At 69.3% G+C, this 12784-nt stretch carries 7 protein-coding genes; 4 read left to right on the top strand and 3 right to left on the bottom strand.

Going from position 1 to position 12784, the window contains the following annotated elements:
* Window positions 1–38 precede the first annotated feature (38 nt).
* Window positions 39–2513: an alpha-L-arabinofuranosidase C-terminal domain-containing protein gene (locus tag ACIBAG_RS37090; protein WP_399111447.1), complete on the top strand. Its 2475-nt coding sequence runs from the start codon at window positions 39–41 to the stop codon at window positions 2511–2513.
* Between the two features lie 117 nt (window positions 2514–2630).
* On the opposite strand, the gene ACIBAG_RS37085 is transcribed toward ACIBAG_RS37090, so the two are convergent.
* The 3 genes from ACIBAG_RS37085 to ACIBAG_RS37075 all read right to left on the bottom strand — a co-directional run bounded on the left by ACIBAG_RS37085 (window position 2631) and on the right by ACIBAG_RS37075 (window position 8243).
* Window positions 2631–3743 carry an ABC transporter substrate-binding protein gene (locus ACIBAG_RS37085; protein WP_399111446.1) on the bottom strand — a complete coding sequence of 371 codons (1113 nt, stop codon included), beginning with the start codon at window positions 3741–3743 and terminating at the stop codon, window positions 2631–2633.
* A gap of 289 nt (window positions 3744–4032) precedes the next feature.
* A complete protein-coding gene (locus ACIBAG_RS37080) occupies window positions 4033–5004 on the bottom strand; it encodes a succinylglutamate desuccinylase/aspartoacylase family protein (RefSeq protein WP_399111444.1) in 972 nt (323 codons plus the stop codon).
* Window positions 5005–5216: 212 nt separating this feature from the next.
* Entirely contained in the window at window positions 5217–8243 is a 3027-nt protein-coding gene (locus ACIBAG_RS37075; protein WP_399111442.1) for an aminotransferase class III-fold pyridoxal phosphate-dependent enzyme, read from the bottom strand.
* Between the two features lie 624 nt (window positions 8244–8867).
* Here ACIBAG_RS37075 and ACIBAG_RS37070 point away from each other — a divergent pair.
* The 3 genes from ACIBAG_RS37070 to ACIBAG_RS37060 all read left to right on the top strand — a co-directional run bounded on the left by ACIBAG_RS37070 (window position 8868) and on the right by ACIBAG_RS37060 (window position 12643).
* The gene (locus ACIBAG_RS37070) at window positions 8868–10109 is read left to right on the top strand and encodes a PucR family transcriptional regulator (protein WP_399111441.1); all 1242 of its coding nucleotides are present in this window, start codon (window positions 8868–8870) and stop codon (window positions 10107–10109) included.
* Window positions 10110–10618: 509 nt separating this feature from the next.
* A complete protein-coding gene (locus ACIBAG_RS37065; RefSeq protein ID WP_399111439.1) occupies window positions 10619–11302 on the top strand; it encodes a haloacid dehalogenase type II in 684 nt (227 codons plus the stop codon).
* 57 nt (window positions 11303–11359) lie between these two features.
* Window positions 11360–12643: an NAD(P)/FAD-dependent oxidoreductase gene (locus tag ACIBAG_RS37060; RefSeq protein ID WP_399111437.1), complete on the top strand. Its 1284-nt coding sequence runs from the start codon at window positions 11360–11362 to the stop codon at window positions 12641–12643.
* The last annotated feature ends 141 nt before the right edge of the window (window positions 12644–12784 follow it).

Raw genomic sequence — 12784 nt, 5'->3', positions numbered from 1 at the left:
GACGTCTGATATTTCGAACATCGAGCCGCGGAGTGTCCATGTCACGCACGCGCTGGAGATACGGCATCGCCATCACCGCCCTCCTGGTGGCGGCCGGCCTCATCCCCGCCCCCGCCCACGCCGAGGACGTCACCGACTACGCCATCACCGTCGAGCCCGCCGCTCAGGGCGCGAAGATCGACGAAACGATGTACGGCGTCTTCTTCGAGGACATCAACCGGGCCGCGGACGGCGGTCTGTACGCCGAGCTCGTGCAGAACCGGTCCTTCGAGTACTCCACGGACGACAACCGGTCGTACACGCCCCTCACGTCCTGGGTGGTCGACGGCACCGGCCAGGTCGTGAACGACGCCGGCCGGCTGGGCGAGCGCAACCGCAACTACCTCTCCCTGGGCGCCGGTTCGACCGTCACGAACGCCGGCTACAACACCGGGATCCGGGTCGAGCAGGGCAAACGGTACGACTTCTCCGTGTGGGCCCGGGCCGAGAGCGGCACCACGTTGACCGTCACCCTCAAGGACGCCGCCGGAGCGCTGGCGACCGCCCGCCAGGTGGCCGTCAAGGGCGGCTGGGCCAAGTACAGGGCCACGTTCACCGCCACCCGCCCCAGCAACCGCGGCCGCCTCGCCGTCGCCGCCACGAACGCCGCGGCCCTCGACATGGTGTCGCTGTTCCCGCGTGAGACGTACAAGAACCAGCCCAACGGCCTGCGCAAGGACCTCGCCGAGAAGATCGCCGCCCTGAAGCCGGGCTTCGTGCGCTTTCCCGGCGGCTGCCTGGTCAACACCGGCTCCATGGAGGACTACAGCGAGGCCAGCGGCTGGCAGCGCAAGCGCAGCTACCAGTGGAAGGACACCATCGGCCCGGTCGAGCAGCGCGCCACCAACGCCAACTTCTGGGGTTACAACCAGAGCTACGGCCTCGGCTACTACGAGTACTTCCGCTTCTCCGAGGACATCGGCGCCATGCCGCTGCCCGTCGTCCCGGCCCTGGTGACCGGCTGCGGCCAGAACAAGGCCGTCGACGACGAGGCGCTGCTCAAGCGGCACATCCAGGACACCCTCGACCTCATCGAGTTCGCCAACGGCCCGGCGACCTCCAAGTGGGGCAAGGTCCGCGCCGAGATGGGCCACCCCAAGCCCTTCCACCTCACCCACATCGGGGTCGGCAACGAGGAGAACCTCCCCAACGAGTTCTTCGCCCGCTTCCAGCGGTTCCGCGCCGCGATCGAGGCCAAGTACCCGGACATCACGGTCATCTCCAACTCCGGGCCGGACGACAGCGGCACGACCTTCGACACCGCCTGGAAGCTGAACCGCGAGGCGAACGTCGACATGGTCGACGAGCACTACTACAACAACCCCAACTGGTTCCTGCAGAACAACGACCGCTACGACTCCTACGACCGCAACGGCCCGAAGGTCTTCCTCGGCGAGTACGCCTCCCAGGGCAACGCCTGGAAGAACGGCCTCGCCGAAGCCGCCTTCATGACCGGCCTGGAGCGCAACGCGGACGTCGTCAAGCTCGCCTCGTACGCCCCGCTGCTCGCCAACGAGGACTACGTCCAGTGGCGCCCGGACCTGATCTGGTTCAACAACCGCGCCTCCTGGAACTCGACCAACTACGAGGTCCAGAAGCTGTTCATGAACAACGTCGGCGACCGGGTCGTCCCGTCGAAGGCGACCACGACCCCGAACGTCAGCGGTCCGATCACCGGTGCGGTCGGCCTCTCGACCTGGGCGACCAGCGCCGCGTACGACGACGTGAAGGTCACCGCGGCGGACGGCTCGACGCTGCTGAGCGACGACTTCTCCGGTGACGCCTCGAAGTGGACGCACACGGGCGGCGGCAGCTGGAGCGTCCAGGACGGCCAGTACGTCCAGACGGACGCCGCCGCCGAGAACACCATGGTCCAGGCCGGCGACCCGTCCTGGCACGACTACGACCTGCATGTGAAGGCCACCAAGAAGTCCGGCAAGGAGGGCTTCCTCGTCGCCTTCGGCGTCAAGGACACCGGCAACTACTACTGGTGGAACCTCGGCGGCTGGAACAACACCCAGTCCGCCGTCGAGCAGGCCGTGGACGGCGGCAAGGGCACGCTGATGACCAAGGCCGGGTCCATCGAGACGGGCCGCGCCTACGACATCGACATCAAGGTGCGCGGCCGCCAGGTCACCCTGTACCTGGACGGCCAGGAGTGGGGCAGCTTCACCGACGACAAGCCCGCCGAGCCGTTCCGCCAGGTCGTCACGCGCGACGCCGCGACGGGTGACCTGATCGTCAAGGTCGTCAACGCCCAGTCCGCCCGAGCCCGTACGGCCATCGACCTGGGCACCGCCCGCGTCGCCGCCACGGCCCGGGTGACCACCCTCGCCGCCGACCAGGACGCGGTGAACACCGAGACGGACGCGCCGGTCGCTCCGGCGACGTCCACCTTCTCGGCGGTCGCCGAGAAGTTCACGTACACCTTCCCGGCGAACTCGGTCACCTTCCTGCGGATCAAGCAGAGGTAGTCCGCAGGCGGTTCGGGTTCGCGGTTCGCGGAGCCGGTTCCGGCGGTGGGCCGTTGCCCTGGTGGCAGCGGCCCACCGCCGTTCAGGGGGCCTGTCGGCGGGCGAGACCGCGCATTCTCAGCCGGCGTGCAGGATCCGAAAGCGATCGGGTTCCGCCGGATCTCGATCAACGACCTGGACCGGCGGCCAGACCCATTGCCAAGCACTGACACCTGGCGCGCGGGAGAACCGGATCTTCCCGCGGGTGCCTTCGACCGCCACGCTCGCCCAGGCTTCGGCTATGCGCGCCCGGTCGGGGCCGTGAGAACGCAGCACGTCGGCCAGGACGACGACCGAGTCGTAGCCCTCGAAGGCGACGAAGGAGGGCGCTTCCGCCAGCCGCTCGCGCAGGGCCGTCTCGACGCGTGCACCGAGGGGGCTGAGGCGCTCGGGCAGATAGCGCAGGAACGGGATCCCGGCTCCGTCGCCGCCCAGCGCCGTCGCCCACTCGGCGAACTCCGGTTGCCCGGCCGGCGCACCGATCATGATCTCGGCGAGGCGCGGGTCGCGGCGGACGGACCTGACGATCGGCACCGCCGGGTCCGGGTGGCCGACCAGAAGGAGGAGGGCTGTCGCGCCGCTGCCGACGAGTTCGTCGCACACGGCCGTAGGGGTGAGCGCGCTCGCGTCCAGTTCGATGACGGTGCCGCCGCGAGGAGCCAGGCAGTCCCGCAGAATGCGGACCCCGGACGCCCAGTAGACACTCGGCTGGGCTGCCACGGCGATGCGACCGTGCCCCGCGTCGAGGAGGAAGTCCGCGTAGGTCTGCCAGCTGTGCGACTGTGCCGGGCACAGGCGCGCGACCCATTCCGTCGGCTGTTCGGTGAGCGCGTCGAGCACCGCCGACGAGCAGAGGAACGGCAGACCGAGGGCGTCCGCCCTCGCGGCAGCGGCGCGAGCGACGACGCTGTGATATTCCCCCGCCAGCGCGGCCACGCCCAGGCGAGCCAGTTCGTCCACGGCCGCCGCGGCCCTCTGCGGATCGGCAGCGGTGTCCCGGACCACCAGCTCGAGCGGTCTTCCACCGATCCCGCCGGCGTCATTGACGTCGCGGACGGCCAGCTCGAGTCCGGCGAGCAGATGCCGGCCGGCCTCGACCCAGCCAGGCCGAGTCAGCGGAGCGAGAGCGCCGATGCGGATGGACGGCCCGTCGGGCCGCCCTGCTTCAGGTGGCGGTGCCGGAGCGTTCATGCGTTGGTGTCTCCAGGGTGGGATTGGGCAGCCGCGGGCCTCGCTCATGACGTCGGTCGTCCAACCGGGTCGCGCGCTTCCGCTTCTTGAGAACTCGGTATCACCGATGTGACCGAGAACTTTAGTTGGCGAATCATGGGCTTGGATGCTCACCGTGCGTGAGTAGCGGGGCGAGAAGAATCGTCCGCCAGCCCTGGGAGACATACATGACCGCTGCCCGCTTGACCGGCCGCCCCTTGGCGCGATGTAGGGGTAGGGGGATGGGATCAGTGAGCGGGCATGCGGCCCGTCACTGGTGCGGGGCGGCGATGGCGGCGAGATGCGTGCCGGGGCGGACGGAGAGTCCGTTCATGTTGTAGATGATCTTTCCGGTGGCGATGGCGGTGATCTTGTGCTCGGTGCCGTCGACCGGGTCGATGATGCGGCCGATGGTCTGCCCCTCGGTGACCTCGTCGCCGGTGACCGCGTCCGGGTACCACAGGCCTGCGGCCGGAGATTCGACGTCGCCCGTCCAGATCCAGTCGCGCGGCTGCACGGTCACCGGTGCGAGGTACTGCGGCGCCTCGATGACGCCGAGGTGGTGCAGGATCCGGTAGAGGGCGTCGAGCAGCCTGCGCACGGTGGCGGGGGCGCGGTCGCCGAGTTGGCCGGTCTCGACGAGGATCGCGGGGATGCCCTGCCGGTTCGCCGCAGCGTGGCTGTTGCCGCCGTCGGCGCTGGTGCCGAAGATGACCAGCTCGTATCCGACCGCGTGGGCCATCGCCATGTTCTTCGCGTCGAGCTCGGCGTCGCCGGTCAGGCGGTAGCCGACGAAGTCGAGCAGGTGCTGGTCGATGCCGCCGCTGTGCAGGTCCACGTAGGCGTCGGCGCCGTCGATCAGGTGCTCGAAGAGCCAGGCCGCCATGCGGTCGGTGGGGCCGCCGTCCTTGTCGCCGGGGAAGACGCGGTTGATGTTCACGCCGTCCAGCGGGGAGATGTTGAGCCGTCCGCCGTAGACGGCCGGGGGGTTGGCCACGGGGCAGATCACCACCTGGCCGGCGATCTCGTCCGGTTCCAGCAGCCCTGCCAGGCGGGTGGTGGCGTCGACGCCGATGAACTCGCCGCCGTGGACGCCACCGGTGATCACGACCCTCGGGCCGGGACGGGAGCCGTTGACGAGGATCAGGGGGACGTCCACCGTCGTGGTGCCCAGGTCGGCGGGCAGGGTCCCGCGGGTCTTCCGGCCGGGCTCGGCCCTCAGCGCGCCGATGGTCAGGGTCATGTGCTTTCTCTTTCCGACTCAGGCCGAGGAGCGGCCGTTTGTGGAGATGAAGTCGATCGACTGGGAGGCGCGGCGCTCCGGGGCGAGGTCCGCGGCGATGCCGCCCATGGCGGGCGAGACCTTGAAGTCCTGGCCGAAGTAGCCGGCCCGCGCGGCACTTCTCGCTTTCGCGGGCCACTCTCGTTCCCTGCCTCGGTAGACGGTTGCCCGTCTCAGGACTGAACGGCCGAGCGCAGCTCGGGCAGGGACAGGACCTCGTCCAGCACGTCTACGTAGAGATCCACGTGCTCGCGGCGGAAGGTCATGGGCGGTTTGATCTTCAGTACGTTGTCGTGCACGCCATTGGGGAAGACGATGACGCCTCGCTCCTTCATGAGTTCGGTGACCGTGAAGGCCTGCTCAGTGGCCGGCATTTTGGTGGTGCGGTTGCGGACCAGTTCGACGCCGAGGTAGAGCCCTGCGGCCCGTACGTCACCGATGAGCGGTTGGCGCTCCTGGAGCTCGCGCAGCGACTGGGCGAAGTACCCGCCCACGCTCACGGCGTTCTCCCTCAGCCCATCCTGCTCGACGATGTCGAGCACGGCCTCGCCGATCGCGCAGGAGACCGGGTTGCCGCCGAAGGTGTTGAAGTACTTCATGCCCGTGTCGAACGCGTCGGCGATCTCCCGAGTCGTGACCACCGCCGCGAGGGGATGCCCGTTCCCGAGCGGCTTGCCCATCGTGACGATGTCCGGGACCACCCCCTGGAGATCGAACCCCCACCAGGGCCCGAGTCGTCCGACGCCGACCTGGACCTCGTCGGAGATGCACAGGGCGCCGACTCGCCTGGCAGCGGTGAACACGCCGTCGAGGTAGCCGTCGGGGAACACGATGTTCCCACCCGATCCCATCAGGGACTCGGCGATGAAGGCGGCCGGAGGGCGGCCGTCGGCCGTGATCCGCTCGATGACAGCCGCGGCGTCGCGCGCGTACTTGACTCCGGCGTCCGCGTCGTCGTACCCGTAGGTGCTGCGGTAGCGGTCCGGAATGACGACCTCGTGGGTGGTCGCGGGCGCACCGGCGCCGCCGGGGCCCTTGTAACGGTTCGGGCTGATCCCGGTCACCACGCCGGTGTTTCCGTGGTAGGCGCCGTCGATGTTGACGATGTGCTGACGACCTGTCACCTGGCGGGCGATCCGCAGCGCCAGGTCGTTCGCCTCGCTGCCCGTGCACACGAGGAAGACGACCTCGAGCGGGTCGGGCAGGGTGGCTACCAGCTTCTGCACGTAACTGGCGATCTGCGGGTAGACGAAACGGCTGTTGGTGTTGAGCTTGCGCAGCTGTCGGGTGGCGGCGGCCGTCACGCGTGGCTCGGCATGGCCGACGTGGGTGACGTTGTTCAGCGAGTCCAGATAGGCCAGGCCGTCCTCGTCGTGGAACCACACGTCCCGCCCACGCACGAGGTTCATCGGGGTGCGGTAGTAGTTGCGCTGGGAGCGAGCGATGTGGCGACGGCGCACCGAGACGACGTCGTCGATGGTGGGGGCCGCGGCGGAGGACTCGGTGAACCCGAGGAGCCGGGCGGGGTCGGGTGACAGGTGGCTCCACACCTGCCGTGCGGAAGGCGGCACGACACGAGGGGGCGGCCACGTGGCCATCCGCGCGGTGCGGTGGACCTGTACCTGGACGCAGGACCCGAGCGGGTCCTTCTCCTCGCTCGCGCCGGCGCGTCCCAACAGCGCCCCGGCCGGGACCGTCGCCGCGACGGGCGGCGTGTCGTCGAGTCCCCACCAGCACGTCCAGAACTGCAGCCCCTCGACCGCATGTCGCAGTACCAACGGCATCCCGCCGCCTCCGCGGGCTTCGACGACGCCGGACAGCGGGCTGGCAACCTCCTCGGCGGCGGCCACGATCAGCGAGCCGCCGACCTGAACCGTCGCGGGCTCGTCGGCTCCCGGACGGCGCCGTCCCCCCAGGAGCAGCGATGCGCTGAGGTGGGGCACGTAGCCCCGTCGCCGTCGTCCGTCGAGGACGTCGTCGATGCTCGCGCGCACCGCCCTCGTGTCGTGCCAGTCGACTTCGTCGTAGAGATCACTTGCGGGTCGCAGGTCGAGCAGCTGCGGGGCCGGTGCGTACGGGGCACCGTCTCGGGCCGCCTCTGCTAGGACCTCTGCCAAACCCCGCTGCTCCCGCGTCGGGGGGAGCCCACACGCGACCCGGAACGTCGCCTCGGCAACGTCGGGGCAGACCTCGGCCACCTGCGCGATCGCGGGCCAGGTGTGTCGCATGCGGGTCCGCCCGTACGGCGTGTCGCACTCGGCGACCCGGCGCGTCCACGTCACGGCGTTCATGCACAGCCGGGCGGCCGCCAACGGATAGACAGCCGCCAGTTCCTCAGCCGTGAGGGGGAGCACCGAGTGGAAGCCGGCCACGACTTCGGCCGCCGCGGCGAGCGGGTCGGCCTTGCGGACCATGGCGTAGCCCGCCGCGATCGCCACCTCCGCCGCGCGCACGCTGTAGAGCGAGTCGCCCAGGTCGACGATGCCCGAGATCCGCAGCACCCCGTCCTCGTCGGCGTCGGTGAGGACGTTGGCGTCATTGAGATCCTGGTGCACGACGCTCCGCGGCAGTCGGTCCCATGCGGGCAGGAGATCGTCGTACCAGCCCATGATCGTGCGCACCGACTCCCGCCGGTCCGCGTCCTGTACAGCGTGCAGCGACGCCTCGACGATCTCAGCGGCCCGGCGCATGTCCCAGTCGTGCGGTTCCAATCCCACCGGTGGCTCCACGCCGGAGAGTCCGAGGCTCAGCCGCCCGGCGGCTTCTCCCAGCTGACGCAGAAGCGCCGCGGGGTGGTCGTCGAGTTCCGCCAGGACACGGCCCTCGATCCAGCTCATCACGCGGACCACGTGCGTTCGGCCCTCGTGGACGACGGCGGCAAGGAACGTCCCCTCGCGTGTCGGGATCAGCCGTGGCACCGGAAGGCCGGGAACGGTGGAGGCCAGATGCTGAAGGAGCGAGTTCTGCCAGAGAACGTCGGCCGAGTCCGGCTCCGCGCGGGTGACCCGTACGAAGTAGCGCATGCCGTCGTCGCCGGTGATCCGGACGTTCTGGTCGACCTCCCCTCCCAGGGGGTGCTGGACATATCCCTCTAGTCCGAAGGACTGCCGCAGCACGTGATCGAGGAGCGGGCCCGGCAGTTGGCCGGTGTGACCGGGGATGGTCGTTCCGTCCTGGCCGGTGGTGGTCGCGAAGGTCATCGGTGCGTTCTCTCTCTTGTCGTCAGGTCGCTCGTCACTCACCGTGGGCCTGTGTCACGACGCTCAGGGCGTGGCCGTTCCCCCACCGCCACGGTCCGATCGATTGCGGTTCCCGGGGGCGGCGGGCAGGGCTGCCGCGGTTGTGTCTCGATCGCTTCTCGGGCTGCGCAGACCTCGACCAAGTCGACGAGCGACAGGTCCAGGGCGAACTCCCCCGTTTGGTGCTTCCACGCGCTCCAGCACCTGGTCGGCGATCAGGTCCGAGGTGGGACGTCAACGACGTCACAGGTGACGTACTGATCCTCGACCTTCGCCTTGAGCTCGGCGTAGTCTCCGGGGGCCTGGGTGATCTCGATCCCGCTCTGCCTGGCGAACCGGTTGGCTCGGCCGCCATCGCTTCCTGACCCTCAACAGCGCCTACTCAAGGTGACGGACCGGGGATCAGGTGCCCACGGGAAGTGCCATAGCTGCTCCAAGTGCGTGGTCATGCCACGAGCCCTTCCAGCCCGAGGTGATGCGTCAGATGAAACCCCGCGGAGAATCCGGCAACAAGGGACGCGAGGCCGCGACATCGACCCCGTATTTTGTGCCTGTGCACAATCACTGCCAGGGAGCCCCAGCGGCATGTCGGCGGCAAAGGCGGTCCTCGTGAGCGGCCCGGGACGCCGTCAGGGCGGGACCCGCCACGACGCCGTGCAGGCGATCGCGCGCCGGCTCCTCGAGGAACGGCTCGACGAACTGACCTCTCGTGCGCTCGAACGGCTGGAAGCCGAGGAGCCCGCCTACGCGTCGGCGGACTGGGACCCGGTTCAGAAACGGGAGGGGATGCGACGAACCCTCGAACTCGCCCTGACCCGGCTGGCCGGCGGTCCCGTGCCCCGGACGGTCTCGCGCGCCACCGAGGACGTGGGACGCGAGCGAGCGGAGCAGGCGTTTCCCCTGACCGCTCTGATGCACTCCTTCCAGCTCGACCTCAGGACCCTGTGGGAGGCCGTGCTCGCAGAGGGGCGAGCACGTGGCATCAGCGCCGATCCCGACTTCCTCGACGGGCTGATCCGCGTCTGGGAGGCGACGGACGCCAACAGCGTCGAGGTCGTCGACGCCTACCGCCGCACCGAGCGCGACCTGGCGAGTCGTCGTACGGAGGTGCGCAACCGCGCCTTCGGCCGCCTGGTCCTGGAAGGGGAGCAGAATCCGTCCACCGTCGCCGAGGCCTCGACGTTGCTGGGCTTCTCCGAGAACGTCGCTCTGACCGTGGTCGTGGTCGAATCCGTTCCTACCGGGGACCCGGCTGTGTCCCAGGTCGACGATGCGCTGCGTCGGGGGGGCCTGGTACGTCACTTCGGATGGATGGGTGACGAGCTCCTCGGCATCATCGGTCACGGACGGTGCGATGAAGAGGCCATGCTTGCCATGCTCCGGCCGTTCGCCCCGTGGCGCTGCGGCGTCGCGGAAGTCCCCGGCCTGGCGCTGACGGCGCGGGGCATCCGGTTCGCACGTGCCGCGATCCGCAGCTCCGCGCAGCCCGGAGTGCGGCACGTGGAGGGCCACTGGATCGGGGCGATCATGTCGGCGCAGGAAGAGCTCACCGGTGCGATGGCCACCGGCGTGCTGCGCCCACTGCTCGAGCTGCGCGACAGCGACAGCATCGTCGAGACCCTGCGCTGGTACTTCGACCTGGGCTCGGTCGCCGAGGTGGCCGCACGCACCTACCGGCACCGGAACACGGTGGGCAATCGCCTGCAGGCCGCGGAAGAGGCGACCGGGCTGAAGCTGTCCCGACCGAACGACGCCGCCCGGCTGGTCCTCGCCCTGGCTTGGCTGGAGACGGACGCGGGCGCCCGCTTCCGGGCGACGATGTCCTGATCCACCGATCGCTGGACGGGTCGAGGCAACCGGCCGGGGCCGCGACCGGGAGAGCTGGAGCCGAAGCGTGTCGGTCAGAGGCCGCATGCCCTGTATGTGGACGGCAGCCTTGGCCGCCGACAGCCCGGTCGCGCCGCCGGGCAGCAGCGCCGAGCGGCCGCAGTTCGCGCCGGAGCCGCTCGCGGTGCTTCTCAGAAATTGTGCACAGGCACAAAATACGCGGTCGATCTCGCGGCCTCACGTCCCTTGTTGCCGGATTCTCCACGGTGCTTCACTGACGCATCACCTCGAGCCGGAGAGAGGCTCATCGCATCGGCGCAGTAACGATGCTGCCGCCGACTGCCTGATCAGCATTCGTCGTCCCCGGCCCTGCCCGGGGGATCGTCCTCCAGCGGCGACCCCGCCACGGGCACCCCTCAGCCCCCATCCCCCTGAACGGGTCGCTGCCCCAACGCCTCGGCAGTCTCCTGAACCCGGTGTCCCATATGCCCGGAAAGAGGTTGAACACCATGCGCCAGATCGTCACCTTCGATGCCTACGGCACCCTGGTCGACTTCCAGCTCGGCCCCACCACCCTGAAGGTCCTGGCCGACCGGCTGGACCTGGACCGTCTGAACGTCGACGAGTTCCTCGACGACTTCCGCATCATGCGGTTCCACGCCGTCCTGGAGGCATACCGCCCCTTCCGCGAGCTGCTGCCCGCCAGCCTGGAGACAGCGATGCGTCTGCACGGCCTCGAGTACCGGCAGTCCGACGGCGAGGCCCTGGTCGCGGCCGTGCCCACCTTCGGCCCCCACCCCGAGGTCCCGGCCGCCCTGCGGGCGCTGAAGTCCCGGTACGAGATCGCCATCATCTCCAACACGGACGACGACCTCATCGCCCAGAACCTGGCCAACATGGGTGTCGAGTTCGACCATGTCATCACCGCCCAGCAGGCCAAGGCGTACAAGCCGTCCCTGCGGACCTTCGAGTACGCCTTCCAGACCATGGACATCGACCCCGCCCAGGTCATCCACGTCGCCCAGGGCTGGGAGTACGACCTCATCCCCAGCCGCGACCTCGGCCTCGCTCGCCGCGTGTGGATCAACCGCTACGGCCACAACGGCTCCATCGGCGCCCGCGGCAGCGCCGACTACCAGCCCTTCGACGAGCTGCCCGACCTGTCCGGCCTGCCGGCCCTGCTCGGCTGCTGAAGCCGGGACCCGGACGACACCCCCCTGGACTACCAGGAAGACCCGAGGACCTACGTCATGAAGCAGATCCCCTACTGGCTCGACACCGCTCCTGCCTTCCCCGACCGGACCGGCGAGCCCCTGCCCGAGCAGGCGGACCTGGTGGTCATCGGCGGCGGCCTCACCGGCCTGTCCACCGCCTACCACGCGGCACTCAAGGGCGCCCACGTCGTCCTCGTGGAGAAGGACAAGGTCGGCTCCGGCGCCTCCGGGCGCAACGGCAGCATGTGCACCCAGGGCATCACCATCGACCCGGCCGAGGCGCGCAAGCGCTACGGGCAGCCGCGGGCCCGGGAACTGTACGACGCCTTCCGCGAGGCGGTGGACCTGGTGGAGGAGCTGACGGGCAAGGAGCAGATCGACTGCGACTTCCACCGCGTAGGCCGTCTGGGCGTCGCGTTCAAGCCGCAGCACTTCGAGAGCATGCGGGCCAAGCAACGCGACCTGGCCGACAACTTCGGCCACGACACCACGCTGCTGAGCAAGAGCGATCTACGTGCCGAGCTGGGCTCCGACTACTACCACGGAGCCCTGCTCGACCCGCTCAGCGCGCACCTTCACGTCGGCAAATACGTCCATGGCCTGGCCGAGGCCGCCGAACGCGCCGGGGCTCAGATCCATGAACGCAACGCCGCCACCGCGCTGCACCGCCTCCCGGAGGGCGGTTTCCTCGTCGAGACCCTGCACGGCACCATCCGCGCCACGCAGGTCATGGCGGCCACCGACGCCTACACCGACAAGGCCCTGCCCTGGTTCCGCAAGCGGCTGATCAACGTCGGCAGCTTCGTCATCGTCACCGAGCCACTGGGCGAGGAGCGGGCCCGGCAGCTCATCCCCAACAACCGCGTGGTCGTGTCCTCCAAGAACATCGGCCACTACATTCGCATCACCCCGGACAACCGCCTGGCCTTCGGCGGCCGGGCCCGGTTCGCCCCCTCGGACCCCGCCTCGGACGTCAAGAGCGGTGACGTCCTGAAGCGGGAGATGACCGAGATCTTCCCGCAGATGGCCGGGGTGAAGATCGACTACGTATGGGGCGGCATGGTCGGCTTCTCCTACGACCGTGTTCCGCACGCGGGCGAGGACAACGGCCTCTACTACTCCATGGGCTACTGCGGCCACGGCGTCCAGATGGCCACCTACATGGGCCGCGCCATGGCCGAGGTCATGGACGGCCACCCGGAGGCCAACCCCATGCGCGGCTTCGGCTTCCCCAAGGTCCCGGTGCCGTTCTACAACGGCACCGCCTGGTTCCTGCCCTTCGCCGGGGCGTACTACAAGGCAAAGGACCGGCTGCGCTGACCCTCAGCAAGAGGCATTCCTCAAGGAAGGAGCGTCAGCCAGCGAACGCCTTGGCCGCCCCGACCGACACCGACGCTACCCGGGATACCAGCAGAGATTGCATAAACGTGCAGCGAAACGTATAGTCATGCCGTCTAGGAG

The sequence above is a fragment of the Streptomyces sp. NPDC051243 genome, from assembly GCF_044455405.1.
In the GTDB taxonomy this organism is placed as follows: domain Bacteria; phylum Actinomycetota; class Actinomycetes; order Streptomycetales; family Streptomycetaceae; genus Streptomyces.
The sequence above is the reverse complement of the archived record's forward strand: the minus strand, read 5'-3'. Positions and strand labels throughout refer to the sequence as shown.